This window comes from Oligoflexus sp., assembly GCF_035638955.1.
Classification (GTDB): Bacteria; Bdellovibrionota_B; Oligoflexia; order Oligoflexales; family Oligoflexaceae; genus Oligoflexus.
Window position 1 is genome coordinate 1 of record NZ_DASQYZ010000404.1, and the last position, 19,351, is coordinate 19,351.

Here is a 19,351-nt window from a genome sequence, read left to right on the forward strand (position 1 = left end):
TGAAGATACACCAAGGTCGCGAGCAAAGCTGGCGAAGTTAATCTGCTCGCTGTCTGAAAGTGCAGCCATATTTAGGAAGTCGGAAAAAACCGTAAGGTTTCTCACCAAGCCTTCAGCAGCCACTTCTTCCCGCAGATAGTCGCCGACATAGGACAGCAAGAGCCGTTTTAATTCTTTTTCATCACAATCATAGTGGCTAGGCAGATAGCCATGATTCAACATACGTATCAGACCAAACTCTGGTCCAATTTCTTGTGCGCTAAGACCATATAATTCGTATCGAAGAGCTCTTCCACCTAGGAGATTTGCGTGACCTCTCTTCAGTTTACGAGCGCTGGATCCGCACAGTGCAAAAATACGTTTTTGATTCTCAATGCACCAGTGCACTTCGTCCAGTAGCTCAGGTATTTTCTGCACTTCATCAATGACTATGAGATTGGCTTGGGTGTCCAACTCTCGAAGCAAAGCCGGGCGTCGCACGTAAGAAGCGAAAACGTCGGATTGCAGGAGATCAATATATTTGGCATTTGGGTAGAGTTTATGAAGAAGTGTCGATTTGCCGCTTTGCCTTGGGCCCCAGAGAAAAAAAGACCGGTTTGGAATTTTTGACAACGATATCATTCGATTATACATCAATGAAGTCTCTATTCAAATAAATAGCGTTTATATGAACCGACACTTCATTAGTAATAAATCTCTGAAATTACGTCAAGTTGGAATATTCGGCCGGCGAAGACTACTCCAGATCGTCCATCGCTATAGCAATTCGCTCCACGGCAAGGAACAGCTCATGCTCACCAATGTTCAAAGCCGGAGTGATGGAAATACCTTGACCTTTGTCACCACTCGCCAGAGCAATAACGCCATGCCGACGAAGAATATCCATAAGACGAGCACCAGCCAACGGCTCGCTCAGCTCGAGTCCGACCATCAAACCCTGCCCGCGCACATCAGAAAAGAGCGGATGATGTTGCAATTTTTCCCGAAGAACGACTTGGAGTTTGGATCCCAATTCCAGGGAACGCTGCGGCAATTTTTGCCTTTGAATCGTGCGCAGGGTTTCAGCCCCCAAACGGCAGGATAGAGGATGGCCGAAGAAGGTTCCGGTATGAATGCCCTCCCCTTCATTCTGCGGCCACGCGTCCATGACTTCAGCACGACCGAAGCAAGCAGAGAGCGGGAGACCACCGCCTAGGGCTTTACCGAGACAGAGAAGATCACAGGGCACCATTTCAGCAAAGGTGATCTGACCTGTGCGACCGAGACCGGTGAAAACTTCGTCGTAAATGAGTAATACCTTTTCCTGCTGGCAGATATCGGCAAGGCCGGCGAGCCAGTCGAGGCCATTCTTACGAATACCAGCCCGGCCCTGGATCGGCTCAATGATGACAGCCGCGCAGCCAAAGCCGGCAGCTTTTTGCTGATGAATGGCTTTGCGTACGAGGCTCAGTTCACAGGAAAAGGGTAACTCCGTCACGCGATCTTCTGGCAACCAACCACGGAAGGGATCCTTAAAATCCTGGCGTGAGGTCAGAGGCAGAATACCGAGATCGAGACCGTGATAGCTGCCATGAAAATTGATAAAGCCTTTGGCACCGGTCGCAATCTGCGCGGTTTTCACGGCAAATTCCACAGCCTGGCCGCCACTCAAAGCGAGTCCACCTTTGGTCAGATGCGATGGCAAAGCCGCGGCCAGAGTTTCCAGCATCTCAATTTTGGCAATCGATGGATACACATCACCCATCCCATGCGTAACCAAAGCCTCATCATTCAAGGACGAAGCAAAAACGCGCTTTTGAACCTCATTATTATGCCCAAGAGCGACCACCCCAAAACCCGCGCAAAGATCGATATAAGACCGTCCCTCGGCGTCCCAGACGGTGGAACCCTGAGCTCGGGCAAACACCAGAGGGTCGACTTTCGCGTTGTAACTGGAATCACGACACTCAACAGCCTGCAATCTTTGCAGCCATTCCGCGTTGTTTGTCATGCTTCAAACTCCTTTGGCGCGAGGATTCCAAATGTATTTATGCTGCTGAAGATTCAAACGCACGCGATGCAGTCCAGCATCCAGAATCCATTCGACCAGGTCGGCGGGTTTCACCAGACCGAAGGCCGAGGAGAAGAGGATCTGAAAATGCGTATCGAGATCGCCCATACGGACGCGGTCGCGCGCCCATTCAAAGTCCTTGCGACTGGCAATCACAAATTTAATTTCATCGGTGCTTTTCAGATGACTGAGGTTTTCATAAAGATTGCGATCTTCCATGCCGCTATCCGGGCATTTCAGATCCATGATGATATGCGTCGCCGGATGCAGGTGTTCAATAGGCTCCGAGCCGCTGGTTTCAATCATCACCTTATAGCCAAGGTGAATGAGAGTCTCGATCAGCGCTGGTGTTTCGGGTTGGGCCAAAGGTTCACCGCCGGTGATCTCCACCAGGGGGCAGCCGAGCCGATCCAATTCGGCTAGAATATTTTCAAAACTGCGGCGCTCTCCACCATGGAAGCCGTAGACGGTATCGCACCAACGGCAACGCAGGGGACAGCCAGTCAAACGCACAAAACTGCAGGGCCACCCCGCATAAGCGGCTTCCCCTTGGACACTTTTATAGATCTCGGTTATGAGTAATGAGCGTTGCATGTGAGTTTCCTGGACAAGGACCGATTTGAAATGAATGAAGGCAATCGAAACGAAGCCCCTGCTGAAGCCGCCCGCGGCCCCTTCCCATGGCAAAGAGGCTGGTCACTCTTCAAGGCTATTTGGCCACAGCTGGTTTATATCAGTATGGCGGCGATCGCAATACCTCAGTACCTGGTTTATTGGATGAGCTCGCTGCGTGCCGCAAACGCGGTCCATGATATCAATACCCAGGCGCCGCAGGATTTTTTTACCCTGCTGACCAAAGTCGAATCCTTCAGTCTTTACAGTAGCCTGGAGCTCCTTATCGCCGCGCTCCTGGCCCTCTGGGGTTACCTGGCCTGGGTGACGGCTGCGTTCTCTCAGATCGACGGTGAAAAAGTCGAAATCCTGCCCGTCCTGCAGAAAAGCCTGCGCCTGTTCCCGAAGTGGCTTTTTACCTTTTTTCTGCTCGGTATTCTGCTCTTTATTCTCATTTTCCTGACGGCCGCGGGCCCGGGCTTTGGCATCATCTCGCAGCTCCTGCTGATCACCTTGTGCGTGGTGGCCGCCGCCGCGCCTGTCCTGCTCGTCATGGATCCGCGGAATGCCCGCCGCGCCGTTGGAGGCTCGCTGCGCATGGAATATACCCGCGGCAGCGGTATGACCCGCTGGTCGGCTTACTTCGTCCTTTTAACCTACGAAATGCTTCTGCTCGGTAGCCTTTCGCTCGTTGAGGCAGGCATCAATGCCTTGAATCATCTGGATAATCGCATGGGCGTGCCGCGTTCGATCTGGTTCACCACCAGTGATGCCTTTCCCTTCGGCGTGATCCCGATGCTGACAGAAGGTCTATCCATAGCCGTCAGTGCACTGCTCTTTGCGCTGTTTGCTGTCATGACCACCAGCTTCGTGGCGGATTTGAAACGCATCGGGCGGGTTCGTTCGACTATTGAGATTCGGGTGTGAGGGCTCACTCGTTCAGAGGTAGCTTCCAATCGGCTGGAATAGTCCAATCAGTCTGATGGACGTCGGATTTCTTTACTTTCAGTCCTGTAGCTCTGTCGAACTTGAAATGATAGTAGTGAATTGTTCTAACCTGGCCTTTTGGTATCGCAGACTCTGAAAAAATGGGAATGCAAGTCCCCCGTTCAACTCGAGCAGATGGTGTTAGTGCCAAAGGAATCTTACGCTTTTTCAACAGGATTCCTAGGGCTTGGCAGTACTCAAGGGCGTCAGCCGTAAGCTCCGGAACTTGTCCAGCAAACGGACGAAAGTCATAAATACCGGACTCTACAATTTCAATTTGAATAATACGCTTGTCAATGTCCCAGCTTCTGAAAATCTGGGGAGACATTTTTATCTCGTACTGACAGTCTTCTATAAAATGAAAAGCCACTTCGGCTAATGATGTTGCTTCCTCTGCCGCAGCATAGAATACACCAAATGTCCCATCTGAAAATCTGCCTTTTTGCATGTTAATCAACGGGAAAAGCAGATTCTCCCGCGGTATAACTTCCGAAGTATATGTCCTTAAGAAGTTATCAAGATCACTGTACTGGAAAGGCCGCAATTGCTGCGGTTGTGAGAAATCTATGGAAGCATCGCTATCAGCAAGATGCATGGCGATTTCAAAATCGGGATCGCCCTCTCGAAAGCCTATGTCAGAATACAGATTGCGACTTGGAAATGATGTGTAAATTGCCCGAAAACATGGTCCATCGTAGGTACCCAATGGACATTGATCCAAAAGCTCAGAAGGCTCCATAGACTCCTTAAGTGGATGTGCGCTTAAGATCCAGGAGTCTCCTTAAGACCGTTATCTTGGAAAGTGGGCGTTCATCTTCCAAAATAAATTCCATTGGAGTTTTGTCATTGAGTTCTCGCATAGGTCTTTTGAACCAGGAAGTTTTCAAGCGATGATTGCCATCCAACTCATCAGCCCTGGGATACAAAATGCCTAAATTTTTGTGGATACCCAACAAGTGGCTTACAATGATTTCCACTGCTTCAAAATCTGGGATGCTTAAACTTTCTTCCAACTTTTTAAGAGGAACCCGATTGGTTTTGGACATACCAAACAACACAGCCTGTTCTTCCCTGGAAAAATCATAAAAACGGGATATTCCCCAAAATGCTTTACCCAGGACACGACGTTTGTCTTCCACCGAGTATTTGCTTGCAGCCTGGATCGACATAGTCGCCTCCTATCCCTCAAGCAGAGAATATCGGTTGTTTTCAACCGAAAATCAAACATTAGTTATAATATAATGATTTTATTAAATTTTTTATGATTAAAATGACTCAACTCATCCAGGCTACTCTTCCAATGCCGCTGCTATCTCTTCCGGCTTGAGCCACTCCTCGCCCACTCGACTCAACACATGTGGAATCTGGGCATCCTGCGGTTGAATTTTTTCAGCCGCAAAGTTTTTTTCGACGCATGCCGGCAGCTGCTCTTCGAAGAGCTGACACCAATGCTGCACATCGATCTGACCCAAAGTGCCAAGGTCTGTAAGAAAATCCCGATGACTCCGGCCTTTGCGGTAGTCAGGTTCCAGGCTGGGATGCGCCAGGTATTTTTCAATCCATGTGATCTGCATATCCACCAGGAGGGAGGCCTGGTAGAGAAGATAGTTGCGGCTGCGAAAGAGTGAAGTGCCGGCAATTTTAAGCTGACCGTGCACGATATCGGAATGCCCGCGTTGATCGAAAGCGACGTCAGGTAATTCAAGATTAAGACAATCGATCACGGACTGATTCAGCAGGCGAAAGTATCGATCATTGGCATAGAATTCCTTGACCCAAAGCCCAAGGCTGACAATCAAGCAGCCCGGATGCAGCAGCACCGTACCGCCGCCGCCCAGGCGTTTCATAATGGGAATCCCATCATCGACGCAGCTGCGAACGTTAACTTCCTTGTCCACCTTGTTGCCACGTCCGAGCACCACCATCGGAGCATCGGGAATCCATACCTGAGTCGCCAGCGGCGAAGCGCAAGCCTTGAGAACCTGGTCATCAATCCACATCAGGGGCTCCCTTGCACAAGGCCTTGAAACCACATCAGGGTAAAAAACATCAGCAGGAGCAAGCCCAGGATATCCATAACCGTAGCAATCACAGGCGCCGAAGAAATGGCAGGATCAAGCCGGAAACGCTGCATAATAAAAGGCAAAATCGCGCCCAGAAAAATGCCGATCACAACGGTCACCCCGACCAGCAAGGCAAACATGAAGGCAAAAGGCCCATCCAAAGACTCCACATAATGCGCGTAAAGAAAGCCCAGCCCACCCAGCACGAGTCCCAATCCAACACCAACGATAAGCTCACGCCGCAAAAGCCGCCAGATATCACCGCCCAGGATTTCGCGCACGGCGAGACCACGCATGGTAAGGGCAGCGGATTGGGAACCAGCCATGCCCCCAGCGGAGAGGACCATCGGCAGAAAGAGCAGCATCAAGCCAGGGCCATTGATCTCACGAAACATATTCTGCAGAATGGCGCTGGACAGCATCGAGACGATGAAAATAGCTAAAAGCCAGGAGCCTCGCTTGCGAAAGAGCTGCAGCAATGTGGTTTGAAAATATGCATCCTGCAGACGGCTCAAGCCACCAAACGCTTGAATATCATAGGTGGCCTCTTCTTCCGCCACATCAAAGACGTCCTCGGCCTCAATCACACCAAGCATCCAGCCTTCGGTATTCAGAACAGGAATATAGGGTCGATCGTATTTGCGGAAAACATCCACCGCCTTGCGCCGATCATCGGTGACGAGCAGGGTGACAAGCTGCTTTTCCATCAGTTCATCGACCAGAATGGTGGCCGGATCGGCCAGAACCAGGCTCGAAAGATTCACATGGCCCAGGAGTTTACCTTGCGGATCAACGACAAAAATTTGATTCAAAAGGTTTTCCGGAACTCGACTGCCGCTCCAGCGGATCGCGGCCAACGCATCATGCACCGACATGCCGGACGGAATCGAGAAAAATTCCGGATTCATCAGGCGCCCGACGCTGCTGGGCTTATAGGACAGCATCTGCCAGGTGATCTGCATCTCTTCCGGATGCAGTTTCAGAATCAGCTTTTCCCGAATTTCAAAAGGAAGATTTTGGAGAAGATGCGTGCGATCCACCGTCTCCATCTGATTCAGAAGGGACGCTGATACCAGATCCGGGAGATGATCGAGGAGCTTCGCCTGATGTTCGAATGGCAGATAGGAAAAGACCTCAGCCCGCCGGTCCTTGGGAATGAGCCTGATAAGCACAATGCAGGAAACGATATCAAGCTGCGCGAGTATTTCTGATAGATCCGCGGCTTCAATGTCCTTGAAGATGAGCCGCAGCTTTTTAAACGCCCGTTCGGCCAGCAATTGAGAAATGGAACCAGCCGTCGGCTTGAGATCGTCGATCATCATGCGCCTTCCTTTTCTATGACTATTGCACAAAGACTATCCAGCGCCTGCTCGACGGTTGAGGTCCTGTCTTCCGCTTCCTGCAAAGCCTCCAGGAAATCGCCCATGCGGTCCGGTTTAAGACAATCAAAAGCTTTTTGGAAACGCTTCGTATCGGGTGCGTAGAGAGCGGCACCAAGGATGGACGCATTGTTCCACTCCCGATCGCGTGCCCCCGCCAGCTCCGGATTGGTGAGTTCCGGAAAACGCTCACGGCGAAACGATAGGATGATCGCGGCCTTGTCCTTTAACTTTTGATCACGGTCCATAGGCTTGCCATAAAGCTCTTTCAGGGCGTCGCGCAAGGAAAAGATCCACTGGGAGAGCTTTTCCTTTTCAGCTTTATAATTCTTCAACTCCGCAAGTCCAGCCCCGCCTCGGTGCGCCTTCAAATAGACCTCGGCCAGATGCAAGCTGGCGAACTCGGCGAGGTTTTCGTTGAACGCGGCCGAGCCCTTCGACCAGAAACTGCGATGCACAAGTTCATGCAGAAGCAGCTGGATATAATCCTCGTCCCTGCGTTTGGTCATAGCATCATAGATGGGATCGGCGAACCAGCCCAGACTGGAAAAGGCACCCACGGTACCGAGACTCACGTCCAAACCTTCAGCCTTGAGGTCCTTGGCCTTGTCGTCACGCGCCTCACGGTTGAAAAAACCCAGATAGGGTACGGTTCCCACGAAGGGAAACCACCAGGTTTTCAGCGCCAGTCGGTCCGCTTCAGCCGCTTGAACCAGATAGCTGACAGTCCCAGGGCCCGGTGGAATATAGTGTTGGTAGGCATTGCCGACATTGAGTCCTTGCTCGTCAGCAAACTTAAGAACCTGGCGGCTGAGCTGAAGTTTGCGACGAGCCGTCTCAGGGAGTCCGGATTGCTGCAGAACATCCGTGACCGGCATACGGCTGTTAAAGGCATTATTAAACCAATAGGCCTGCTGGAGGCTGTAACAGGAACTCAGTATCCAGGCGCAAAGCCCCAGTATCCATCGGTTTCCAGCCATCACGATCCAGCCCCTCCACCCTTGGTTCAAGGGCCCATTCTGACCTCTTCTGCGCAAAAAGGAAAGCGGACCCTGACCCATGGCTGCGCCCTTAACTGCGCAGTGTCGTGATACCGAGCTGAATCGTTTCTTCAGCCAGTTCAAAGGTGCCTTTGAATTCCGTCGTCAGGCTACCGACCGCCGTCAACGAGCGACCTTGCGTTTCCGCCTTGATGTAATCCTGGAATTGCTGCACCGCACGAGTGATCTCATCGCCTGCCTGAATTTGAATATCAATTCTGTCCGTGACCTGAAGACCACTGTCCTTGCGGAAGTTTTGCACCCGGTTGACCACTTCACGGGCCAGGCCTTCCAGAATCAGCGCCTCGGTCAGATGCGTATCCAAAAGAACGGTAACCCCCATCGCCGTTGCGATGAGGCGGTCATCTTTCGGACCACGATCAATCAGGAAATCCTCGATGGCCAGAATGTGTCCCAATACCTGGGTTTCAGCGCCGGATTCCACAGCAGCCAGAAGCTTAGCCACTTCCTGCGGATTTTTATTCAGCTCCTCGAAATGCGTACGCAAGGCGTTCAGATCCTTGCCCAGGCGTTTGCCCAATGTTTTGAGGTTCGGCTTCACCGACAGGTTCACAAACTGGGTTTCATCCGTACTGAATTGCAGCTCTTTCAGATTCAATTCGCTTTTGATGAGACCCTGCGCACTGGCCACATGATCGGCATCGCTCTGGCTGCGGGTGATGACCATCATGCCCGGCAGGACCTGACGGGTTTTGATCTGATGCTTCGCCCGGAGCGAACGACCCAACTCGGCCACGGTCCGCACGAGATCCATGCGGCGTTCCAGAGCGCTATCGATCACCTTGTCCTCGGCCACAGGCATATCACAGAGGTGAACCGAAGCCGGCACACCCGCGAGATTTTCGGTAAGACCGCGATAGATGCGCTCGGCCATAAACGGTGCAAACGGCGCAAAAATTTTCGCAAAGCCCGTCATCACATAATAAAGCGTTTCATAGGCCTTTTTGGTGTCCGCACTCAAAGTTTTTTCACCAGCCCAGAAGCGGCGGCGGCTGAGACGGATGTACCAGTTGGTCAGGTCTTCAATAAAAGCCAGAACCCGCGGCACCACATTGTAAAGGTGATAACCTTCCATTTCCTTATGCACACCGGCAATCAGAGTATGGAGACGCGAGATCAACCAGCGATCCAGTTCACCGGAAACCTGTGGTGCCGATCCGGTCACCAGCTGGGCCGAAGGCTGCCAACCATCAGCAGCGGCATAGGTCGTCAGGAAGCTGAAGGCATTCCAGAGCGGCAGAATCACCGAACGCGTGGTTTCCTTCACGCCGTCGTTGCTAAAGCGCAAATCCTCGGCGCGCAGAACCGCTGAGTTCAGCATGTAGAGGCGCACGCTGTCCGCACCAAAGGACGAGATGAGTTCCTCGGGCGGCGTATAGTTCTTCCAGCGCTTGGACATTTTTTTGCCATCAGCGGCCAGAATCATGCCGTTGACCACCACGTTTTTAAACGCAGGCTTGCCGAAGAGGGCACCGCTGAGAACGGCGAGCGTATAGAACCAGCCGCGGGTTTGATCCTGACCTTCAGCGATGAAGTCAGCCGGGAAGATCGATTCAAACCGGTCTTTATTTTCAAAGGGATAATGCAGCTGCGCGTAAGGCATCGAGCCGGATTCAAACCAGCAGTCGAAGACTTCCGCCACACGCTTCATGTGTCCTGCACATTCCGGGCACTGCAGGCGCAGATGATCGATTTTATGAACGTGAAGATCGTCCACTTTTTCACCGGTCAACTCTTCCAGTTCCTGGACCGAGCCCAGAACCTTGCGATGCTGATCGTTCCTGTCACAGATCCAGATCGGCAAGGGCGTACCCCAGAAGCGGTTCCGGCTGATAGCCCAATCGCGGGCGTTTTTCAGCCAGTTGCCCATGCGGCCCAGTTTCAAATGCTCGGGCACCCAGTTGATGGTGAGATTGTTCTCCACCAGCTGATCTTTCATTTGCTCCACGGCCACAAACCACGAGGGGATGGCGCGATAGATGAGCGGCTCGCCCGTGCGTTCGCACATGGGATAACTGTGGACCAGAGTTTCGTGCCGCAAAAGATGGGCCGAATCCTTGAGGGATTTGATGATTTCCTTATCGGCTTCCTTGACAAAGAGGCCTTTGAATTCAGGGATCACATCCTTGAATTTGGCTTCCACGTCGAGCGGATCGACGATCTCGATGTCGGCAGCGGCGCAAACGCGGAAGTCGTCCTCACCGAAAGCCGGTGACTGGTGAACGATACCCGTACCCTCTTCCGTTGTCACATAGCCATCGACCAGGACCTGAAAGGCGTTCTTGTGGCCTTTGAAGTAAGGGAAGATCGGCTCGTAACGGCGACCGGCCAGATCACTGGCCTTCATTTCCGCCAGTATCTGGTAAGGCTCGCCTTCACCTTTTTTCTTTTTGAAAACGGCGTCAAGACGGGCCTTGGCGAGATAATAAGTTTCGCCGTTTTCGTTGGCTTTGACTTTGACATATTCAATATCAGGGCCGATGGCCAACGCCAGGTTGGAGATCAGCGTCCACGGCGTCGTGGTCCAGGCGAGCAGATAAGCATTCTCATCCACCAGCTTGAACTTCACCGTAATCGCCGGATCCTGCACATCCTGATAATTCTGATTGGCTTCAAAGTTGGAGAGGACCGCCGTGATACGCGGGGAATAAGGCACCACCTTGTGACCCTGATAAACCATGCCGCGATCATAAAGGGTTTTGAAAACCCACCAGACCGATTCCATGAAATTCTTATCCATGGTGCGATATTGGTTATCCCAGTCCACCCAACGACCCAAACGCGTGATCGTCTTGCGCCATTCACCGACGTAATGCACGACTGAGCTGCGGCACAGTTCATTGAACTTCGCCACACCCATATCCAGAATGTCCTGTCGACCTTTCAGATTGTGCGTCTTCTCAATTTCAAATTCCACCGGAACACCATGGGTATCCCAACCGAAGCGGCGTTCCACATAGTATCCGCGCATATTCCAGTAACGAGGCACGGTATCTTTAATCGTGTTCGCCAGGAGGTGCCCATAATGAGGCAGGCCGTTCGCAAAGGGAGGCCCATCATAAAACGCAAATTCGCGCTGACCTTTGCGCTGCGCATTGGATTTCTCGAAAATTTTTTGCTCAGCCCAAAAGGCTAGGACTTCCTCCTCCATTTGGGGCAAGTTGACGTTTGAGCTAATGGCTTTCATCCGATACTCCTGGAAAATCGCGGACAGCGAACAATTTGCATTGTTGTACACCTTATGGACAAGCTGAACAACAGGAACAACCCCTTGAAAGCTCTGCCATCCTTGGTCCCTGCCCGACAGTAAGAGGTTCTCAAGACCCGGCACGGGCTGCCGCAGGTTCCAATTACTATAAGCATTGTTTTGGTTTACGCCAGGTGATGCATTTGCATCATTTTGGCACCGTGGTTGCACCTCTTCAGCTGCGACCTGATGCGACCGTCCTCCGTGGATTTTCCCTGTTGTGTCCCCAAGCGGTGTTGGAGCAGTGAGAAATGGCGACGAATTCTACAAAAAAGCCTTTCCTGACAGGAATTTTGGTCCTGTCTGGTCTCTTTTTGTCTCTGCGCAGCCAGGCCCAAAGCGCTGATGGCTGGATTGACAGTCGGCCCTTCCTGGTGGAAGGACCCCGTCCGGTGGCTTCCCAGTCTTTTATCTTCACCCGACCCCTTTATGGTGCCATCACCAAAAGCTTGATGAATCGCGACCAGCACGTGCAGCTGCTGGATCTCCAAAGTCGAACCGGGACCAAGCCGCAGGACGCCCGTCTTCGTTCCCTGTCTATTTATAAACTCACTTCCCACATCACGACCGCGAAACCTACGGATTTGACCCGTTCGATGTCGACATTTTTAGGTCGGGAATTCAAGTCCACCGCGCTGCCGGAATCCCTGCGGACGGGAATCTCTTTCAATATTGGTGGCCGTGCCGCGCAACCGGAGACCGCTGCTACGAAACCTCTTCGGTATGGGTTAATCGTCAAGAACGTGGAACCGAGTTCGGAAAGTTTCCGCCTGGCGGCCTTGCCTGCGACCACGATCGATGAGTACGCGTTGGTTCACTATGCACCCAAGGCCAAGGTCCAATATGAAATTGGCCCTTTGATGCAGGAGCAGAACCTGGCCGACAGCAACATTCCCTTGGCAACCATGGAATCCACGAACTGGTTGAAGGGGCTGCCGGAATTTCAATTCCGTGGTCGCGTGGCCGCTCGAGGGGCACCAACGGCCAATCAGATCGTCCCACCGCAGTCGATCCTTTTGGAGCAAACTCAGGGTTTTTACGCGCTGGAAATGCATACGAGTCAGCTCATTCATAAGGATGCCATGTTCCATCGCATCCGCGTGCCCCTGGCCGGTACGCTCCATCTGCGGGAAGAGCGGAATGAACAATTCAAGAAAACCCGAAGCACTCTGGAAAACATTTACGTGAACGGGCCTTTGGCCTTGAACCTCGATTATTTCGGACTGGAAAAGCGTTATCAGACCGGACTCATCTATCAGCACCTGCTGACGCGCATCGAACTCTACAATCATCTGCCCGAAAACTTTTCCTCGCAGGGTAGCCTTTGGAAAACCCAACGCTTTGAGCTCAAGGTTCAAACGGCGTTCTGAGGTTCCCATGGACGTCGCCCGGACCTATGCCCTATACTTAAGGGATATTATCCGGTCGATAAGGAGGCAGCTCTTGGCAGCCGATGCAAACAGTTTGGAAGCCCAGGTCGCCAAACCACGCGCCAAACGCTATGTTTCTCATGCTCTGGTGGAAGTTCGACGTTTTAAATGGCTGCCGTTTTTTTGTCAAAGTGCAGTCCTGCTCGATATCAGTACGGGTGGTTTCAAGCTGGAATTCACCGGCGAGGTTTCGGCCGCGCCCGGTGCTCAGTACTGGTTGAATATTCCCTTGAGTCCTCTGGGAATCCCAGCTCCTGCAAGGTTTATCTGTCGCTGTGAGGTCAGATGGTTTGACCCGCAACGCTTTCGCATTGGTGGAACCTTCCTGGATATGACCAATACAGACATCATGCTGATTGAACAAATCGTGGCGAGTCTCAAAACCCGCGGCCAACTTTAATTAGAGCACACCTGTACCTTTATCATTCCCAATGAAAATCCCTGCTATGTAAAGCTTTTGTCACCATGGAACCGCCGCCCGGGGCTGCAAGGCAACCTGGGCAGCATGCTTTCGTGCCTTGTGTTATCTCCCCCAAGCCTTCCGGAGCTGGGCTCGGCTGTCAGTCGCGGCCGAATTTGGTCTTGTTTAAAAATCAAAAAGAATCCACATTGGGAGGCACCTTTGAACCACAGGACAATCGGGAGATACCTATGTTGAACGTGACCAAGTATCGTGCTCAGCTCCCTGATGGAAACGGCAAGCCTGTCTTCATCGATGGGGTGCGCACGCCTTTCGTCAAATCATTTGGCGCCTTTGAGAACGCCGATGCTTTGGAACTCTATAGCCGCGTTGTCGACGGTTTGCTGCGTAAGTTGGAATTCGATCCTCAGCATATCGATGAAATCAGTGCTGGCGTGGTGGTTCCGCAAACCAAGAACGGTAACGTCGGCCGTGACGCCGTGATCAACCTGGGCCTGCCCCCGCATATTCACGGTTATACTTTGAATCGAGCCTGTGCCAGCAGTCTGCACACGATCGCTGATGCCGCCAAATCCATTACCTTCGGCCAACCCATGACGTCGCTGGCCGGTGGTGTCGAGGTTCTGTCGGATGTGCCTATTGTTTATTCCAAGGAAGCACGTCAGTTTCTCTTGGCGCTCAATAAGGCTAAAAGCCCTACCGATAAACTCGCCATGCTCTCGCATTTTTCAGCCAAAGCCTGGCTGCCGAAGCCCCCGGCGTTGGCCGAACCGCTAACCGGCCTGACCATGGGTGAAAGTGCGGAAATCATGGCCAAGCTGAACAAGATTTCCCGCGAAGAGCAGGATAAGTTCGCTCAGGCGTCGCACCGGAAGGCTGCAGAAGCGCAAAGATCCGGTCGTTTCGATGAAGAAATCATTCCGGTCTGGGCCCCTTCGGGTTTTGAAGCCGTGGATAAGGACAACATCATTCGTGGCGATACGTCCCTCGAAAAGCTCTCGACGTTGAAGCCAGCCTTTGACAAAAATTATGGCTCGCTCACCGCCGGTAACTCCTCGGCTCTGACCGATGGCGCGGCGGTGGCTCTGATCACCGACGAGCAGGTGGCCAAATCCCTGGGCCTCAAACCCAAGTCGCGGATTCGCGATTTCTTCTTCGTCGGCGTGGATCCCACCGAACAGCTTTTGATTGGACCGGCTGTGGCCATTCCCTACCTGCTCAAGCGCAACGGGCTGGGCCTCGGTGATATCGACCTTTTCGAAATTCATGAAGCCTTCGCGGCTCAGGTTCTGAGTTGCCTGCGTTCCATGGAATCCAAGGATTTCTGCGAACGTTACTTTGGTGACAGCAAAGCCTTTGGCTCGATTCCCGAAGAAAAGCTCAACGTCAATGGCGGTGCCATTGCCATCGGTCACCCGTTCGGAGCCACGGGCGCTCGCCTGGTGACCACGCTGTCGAACGAATTGATTCGCCGCAATAAAAACCTCGGTTTGATTGCAATTTGTGCGGCTGGCGGCATGTCGGGTGCCATGTTAATCGAACGCTACGCTTGAGAGGAAGCTTGCCATGACACAGTATTTCACGGTCGAAAGCACGAGTGATCATATCCGTATCCTGCGCATGGGTTCGCCTGACAAACCTGTTACGGTTCTGGGTGAACCCCTGCTCCGCGAATTGAATGATCTGGTCGATGAGCTGTCCGATGATAAAGAGGTTCAGGGTCTGGTCATCATCGGCGCGAAAAAGGATTTTGCGCTGGGTGCGGATATCAACGATATCTCGCAATTCGATACGCCCGAGGAAACCCGCGACGGCGCTTTGAAAATGCAGGGTATCTTAAACAAGTTGGAAAAACTCCCCTTCCCGACCGTGGCTGCCATTGATGGCCAATGTCTGGGTGGTGGTCTGGAACTGACGCTGGCCTGCCAGTGGCGAATCGTGACGGAAACATCCACCCTGGCCTTGCCGGAAATTCAGTTGGGCCTCATCCCCGGTGGTGGCGGGACGCAGCGCCTGCCGCGGTTGATCGGGATTCAGGATGCCCTTGATTTGATACTGACGGGTAAACGCGTGAGTGGCAAAAAAGCCGTGAAACTCGGCCTGGCGGATGCCTGTGTGCATCCCACCCAGCTGGAGCGCGTGGCGCTTCAGTATGCAACGAAGAACAAGGATAAAAAACTCATGGCGCTCAATGCCAAGAGTTTGAGCAAGGATCTGCCGCGTTGGGCGGCCGAGCATACTCCCATCGGTCGGGCCTTTGTTGAGAAAAAAGCCCGTGAGATGGTCGAGGACAACACCAAAGGTTTTTATCCGGCGCCATTTAAAGCATTGGATGCGGTCTTTGATGGCTTTGAGAAAAAACTGGAAAAAGGCCTGGAGCTGGAAGCCAAACTTTTCTCGGAACTCGCGCACACCCGTGAAAGCAAGTCGCTCGTCCATCTTTTCCATGCCACCACCGCTGCCAAACGCAATGCCTATGCCGATGCTGGCAAAGCCAAATTCGGTGATAAGGTTCCCGAGCAGGTCGGCGTTGTCGGTTCCGGTTTTATGGGAGCTGGTATTGCCACCGTTCTTGCGGATAAAAACGTCCGCGTTTTACTGTCGGATCCCAACAAGGATTCCACCAAACGCGCTCTCACCAGTGCTTATAAGTTCTTTGCCAAGAAGGCCAAGCGCGGCCGCATTAAGCCCTTTGAACTTTCTCAGAAGATGGCGCACATCTCGCCTGGTTTGAATACTCAAGGGTTTGGCTCCGCAGACGTGGTGATTGAAGCGGTCTTTGAGGATCTGGGTCTGAAGCAGGAAATCCTGGCTCAAGTGGAAAGCCGGGCGCATGAAAGCCTGGTCTTCGCATCGAACACCTCGGCCCTGCCCATCGGCAAAATTGCGGCAAAATCGAAACATCCCGAGCGCGTGCTCGGCATGCACTTTTTCTCGCCCGTGGAAAAAATGCCTTTGCTGGAAATTATCGTCACCGATAAAACCGCGGATTGGGCTGTGGACCGTGCGTTCCGCCTCGGTCAGAAGATGGGCAAACAAATTATCGTCGTGAAGGATAGCCCAGGCTTTTATACGACACGCGCCCTCGCCTTCTTTATGGCGGAAGCGGCACTGATTTTGGAAGAAGGCTCAAACATCGAGGAAATCGATGAGGCGCTGACCGATTTCGGTTTCCCGGTTGGCCCCATTACCTTGATGGATGAAGTCGGCATCGATGTCGGCATCCACGTTCTGGAATCGATGACCGAAGCGTTCGGTGATCGCATCAAAACCCCGGCGGGTCTGGATTCCGTTCAGCAGTCGGGACGTTTGGGTCGTAAGAACGGCAAGGGTTTCTTTACCTATGAAGGCGGCAAAAAAGGCAAACCCGACGAGTCGATTTACGACATGATGGGCCAGACGCGGCAGTATAAGTTCCTCCCAGCTGAAGACATTGCCGATCGCTGTGTTTACGTCTTTATCAACGAGACCATTCGCTGTCTGGAGGAAGGTATTCTGCTTTCCGCCTATGATGGTGACATCGGAGCTGTGTTTGGTCTTGGCTTCCCTCCCTTCCTCGGCGGACCTTTGCGTTACGTCGATCATCTGGGGGCGGAAAACGTTTACAATACTCTTAAGAGCCTTGAGGAACGTTACGGAGCGCGGTTTTCGCCTCCGGCTTTGCTGAAAAAGCATGTTGATGCTGGCACCAGATTTTTCCCCGACGAAAAGTAAGTCCTGACTTCCCGCGCCCTTGTGCGCGGGATTCTTCTCTCTTTTTCCTTATGAAGCCGCAATATCTTTTCCCCTTCGTCAGTCTTCGTGCTTGCTGGTTAAACGCCCCAGCCTGGGATGCCATGATACTGTCACGAGGGACTCCAACCATGCTTAAGAATTATATTTTTTTGACTCTTGTCGCCTTGGCACCAGCATGCGGTGATAAAAATCGACATAATGACTCTGTGCCAACCCCTGCTTCCCAACCGATCGTGCCCGCGGACTCCATTGCTCCTGCTGATTTAACGGTCCCCTTGGATGTCATCCCCCAGATTGTCGAGACACCCGATCTCGCCAGTGACTTTGGTTTCACAGCCATTTATTCCAATTTCGGACCTGTATGGACGAAGACAAAGGGCGGCGATACCGTGGTGCGTGTGAAGAAAAATCGGATTCAGCTTCGCAAGTTGGACAGCCGTGAAATTCTCGACTGTCGCTATGATGAAAAGACCCTGCCCATCTCCCAGCATATTTTGGATGGACACAAGCAAAAGTCCGACACCTTTACCCTGCTCAGCTGCATCATCATGCGGCAACTCACCTGGCCCATCGCCAATAGAGAGGCTCTCTGCCAAGCCTATGGCTGTATCGATGAAAAAATCGATGAGTTTGAAACCACAAAAGTCCTGATGGAAACGCCCCTGTGGCTTGAAAAGACCAGCAATCTTCGCATTCAGGGTGATTCTGAACTGCGCATGCTCAAAAAGATCCCAGGTATCCCGGCGGAACAGGATTTTGATTATGAGATGAGGCCTTGATTTGTGTTCAGACGATCCTTCAAAAGTGCCCGAATGATATCAATGAACTCAATGGAGTATGCGCAAATGAGTGTACGCAGGCTTACAAGCTTCTCTGACCGGATTCAGGCTGATCTCGTCAAAACTCTTCTGGAATCAAGCGGCATCCAGGTTTTTATAAAATTTGATTCAGAAATCGGATATACGGGAAACCTGTTCTCAGCAGAAGGATTCCATATTTATGTTCCTGAAGACCGCTATGAGGAAGCACTGCAGCTCATCTCTTGAATTTCAAGCCCGTTTGGTCTCGCGATTCAGGGGCAAATGCTTCCAGATGAAATAGGACAGCAAGGCGAGACTCGTGCCCCAGACAAATCCACCGAGAATATCGGTCGGATAATGGACGCCGAGATAAACGCGCGACAGGCCGATGACCAGCGCACATAGAACCGCAAGACCACCTTGAAACCGGCTGAAGAGAAGCAACCAGAGAGTGGCAAACACGGCCGCATTCCCGGCGTGATTGGAAGGGAAGCTGTAGTATCCGGAGCAGCCTTCGACGACGCGGACCAAACCTTCCAAGCGGCAAGGCCGAATCCGACCAAACCAGGGTTTCAGAAGATTATGGGCGATCGCATCACTCACACCAATGGTGAGTCCAACCCAGGCGATGGCATAGATTTTCGACCAATTTTTTTGTCGGATGAAGGGAACGGCAAAACTGAGGACGATGACAAACCAGGGCCACCGGGCTGACCAAAGACTCATAAGCTGATCATTCACCGAAGATATCATATCCAAGTTGACATATCTTTGGATCACTCGATCCCAATGCAGCACTGTATTCACCTGGGGAATCCCGGATTTTGGAAAATTTTCCACATTAAAAGAAATTAAATTGACCAGCCAGCCAGCAGCTGTTAAAACCACAACATACCACAAAAAAAATGCTTTGGATATGTCTGGCGGAAACGGGAAAGGGCTCCCTTGTACCTGAAGAGGACCGGGGGGGCGGTGATCCGGGGGGGCGCGGCTGGAAAGCCGCGAGCACAGCCGAGTTACCAGTCAAATTCTCGAAGCTCGCGTTCGGAATCAAGAATCTTTTTTCTGTATTCCGCTTTGACGGGCTCTTCCTGACGACCAACATCCATAGACGGCCGATCAAAGGTCACGCGCGGCACCAGATAGCGACCTTGCACAGAGACTTTGTCAAAAGTCATGCGCGAGACGCGCTTGGGAGCATTCGTAGGCCTGTGACTATTTTTATCGACAAATTCTGCCGCGCCGAGAAACAGGGGATCCCGCATCATCGTCTGTCCTGGTACACTGGAACCACGTTCCAGAGGTCTAATATCAGCAGGGCGCGCGGGCTTTTCCTCGTCCAGGACATAGATGCGTTTGCCGAGTGGCGGTAGCTGATCAGCCTGAACGGGCCAGGTGATAAAACATAGGGAAATCAGTAACCAAATTCCTGGGGTGCGCATGCTCGCTGCCCTCCTAAGTTCCTGAATTGACAGTACTTGCTCATCGGTCCGTCCTGTCAAAACTTGAGACACTCAGGGAATGCGAACACTCTGCCGATAGGGAAGAATAAGCCGGATATGGGTG

General features: G+C 52.3%; 18 protein-coding genes. 7 read left to right on the top strand and 11 right to left on the bottom strand.

Translation table 11 applies throughout. The features are described 5' to 3' along the window. The 3 genes from VE954_RS34620 to VE954_RS34630 all read right to left on the bottom strand — a co-directional run. A partial coding sequence (locus tag VE954_RS34620) for an AAA family ATPase (RefSeq protein ID WP_324961693.1) occupies window positions 1–633 on the bottom strand: 633 nt, incomplete at its 3' end. Window positions 634–736: 103 nt separating this feature from the next. Then, the gene (locus tag VE954_RS34625; RefSeq protein WP_324961694.1) at window positions 737–1,990 is read right to left on the bottom strand and encodes an aspartate aminotransferase family protein; all 1,254 of its coding nucleotides are present in this window, start codon (window positions 1,988–1,990) and stop codon (window positions 737–739) included. 3 nt (window positions 1,991–1,993) lie between these two features. Further along, a complete protein-coding gene (locus VE954_RS34630; RefSeq protein ID WP_324961696.1) occupies window positions 1,994–2,644 on the bottom strand; it encodes a radical SAM protein in 651 nt (216 codons plus the stop codon). Between VE954_RS34630 and VE954_RS34635 the strand changes: the two genes are divergently transcribed. After that, window positions 2,645–3,589, top strand: coding sequence for a hypothetical protein (locus VE954_RS34635; protein ID WP_324961698.1), 945 nt, complete (start codon window positions 2,645–2,647; stop codon window positions 3,587–3,589). Between the two features lie 4 nt (window positions 3,590–3,593). On the opposite strand, the gene VE954_RS34640 is transcribed toward VE954_RS34635, so the two are convergent. From VE954_RS34640 to ileS, 6 genes are all read right to left on the bottom strand, one after another. Beyond that, entirely contained in the window at window positions 3,594–4,388 is a 795-nt protein-coding gene (locus VE954_RS34640) for an RES family NAD+ phosphorylase (protein WP_324961700.1), read from the bottom strand. Between the two features lie 7 nt (window positions 4,389–4,395). Next, window positions 4,396–4,818, bottom strand: coding sequence for a hypothetical protein (locus VE954_RS34645; RefSeq protein ID WP_324961702.1), 423 nt, complete (start codon window positions 4,816–4,818; stop codon window positions 4,396–4,398). Window positions 4,819–4,938: 120 nt separating this feature from the next. Next, window positions 4,939–5,649 carry a lipoyl protein ligase domain-containing protein gene (locus VE954_RS34650; protein ID WP_324961704.1) on the bottom strand — a complete coding sequence of 237 codons (711 nt, stop codon included), beginning with the start codon at window positions 5,647–5,649 and terminating at the stop codon, window positions 4,939–4,941. After that, complete coding sequence (gene mgtE / locus VE954_RS34655) at window positions 5,649–7,034, bottom strand: magnesium transporter (RefSeq protein WP_324961706.1); 1,386 nt, start codon at window positions 7,032–7,034, stop codon at window positions 5,649–5,651. The genes VE954_RS34650 and mgtE overlap by 1 nt, the downstream gene beginning before the upstream one ends. Then, the gene (locus VE954_RS34660; protein ID WP_324961750.1) at window positions 7,031–8,071 is read right to left on the bottom strand and encodes an aminopeptidase; all 1,041 of its coding nucleotides are present in this window, start codon (window positions 8,069–8,071) and stop codon (window positions 7,031–7,033) included. The genes mgtE and VE954_RS34660 overlap by 4 nt, the downstream gene beginning before the upstream one ends. A gap of 91 nt (window positions 8,072–8,162) precedes the next feature. Next, window positions 8,163–11,339, bottom strand: coding sequence for an isoleucine--tRNA ligase (gene ileS / locus VE954_RS34665; RefSeq protein ID WP_324961707.1), 3,177 nt, complete (start codon window positions 11,337–11,339; stop codon window positions 8,163–8,165). Between the two features lie 311 nt (window positions 11,340–11,650). On the opposite strand from ileS, the gene VE954_RS34670 reads away from it, so the two are divergent. The 6 genes from VE954_RS34670 (at window position 11,651) to VE954_RS34695 (ending at window position 18,031) form a co-directional block, all read left to right on the top strand. Then, entirely contained in the window at window positions 11,651–12,769 is a 1,119-nt protein-coding gene (locus tag VE954_RS34670; RefSeq protein WP_324961709.1) for a hypothetical protein, read from the top strand. A gap of 73 nt (window positions 12,770–12,842) precedes the next feature. Continuing rightward, window positions 12,843–13,229, top strand: a complete 387-nt coding sequence (locus tag VE954_RS34675; protein WP_324961710.1) for a PilZ domain-containing protein — start codon at window positions 12,843–12,845, stop codon at window positions 13,227–13,229. A gap of 251 nt (window positions 13,230–13,480) precedes the next feature. After that, window positions 13,481–14,803 (top strand): acetyl-CoA C-acyltransferase, encoded by a 1,323-nt coding sequence (locus VE954_RS34680; RefSeq protein ID WP_324961712.1) that lies wholly within the window; start codon window positions 13,481–13,483, stop codon window positions 14,801–14,803. 13 nt (window positions 14,804–14,816) lie between these two features. Next, a complete protein-coding gene (locus VE954_RS34685; RefSeq protein WP_324961714.1) occupies window positions 14,817–16,964 on the top strand; it encodes a 3-hydroxyacyl-CoA dehydrogenase NAD-binding domain-containing protein in 2,148 nt (715 codons plus the stop codon). Between the two features lie 149 nt (window positions 16,965–17,113). Continuing rightward, entirely contained in the window at window positions 17,114–17,764 is a 651-nt protein-coding gene (locus VE954_RS34690; protein ID WP_324961716.1) for a hypothetical protein, read from the top strand. Window positions 17,765–17,767: 3 nt separating this feature from the next. Continuing rightward, entirely contained in the window at window positions 17,768–18,031 is a 264-nt protein-coding gene (locus tag VE954_RS34695) for a DUF2007 domain-containing protein (RefSeq protein ID WP_324961718.1), read from the top strand. 3 nt (window positions 18,032–18,034) lie between these two features. Here VE954_RS34695 and VE954_RS34700 read toward each other — a convergent pair whose 3' ends face one another. Next, window positions 18,035–18,538: a phosphatase PAP2 family protein gene (locus VE954_RS34700; protein WP_324961752.1), complete on the bottom strand. Its 504-nt coding sequence runs from the start codon at window positions 18,536–18,538 to the stop codon at window positions 18,035–18,037. Window positions 18,539–18,801: 263 nt separating this feature from the next. Then, complete coding sequence (locus VE954_RS34705) at window positions 18,802–19,227, bottom strand: hypothetical protein (protein ID WP_324961721.1); 426 nt, start codon at window positions 19,225–19,227, stop codon at window positions 18,802–18,804. Between the last annotated feature and the right edge of the window lie 124 nt (window positions 19,228–19,351).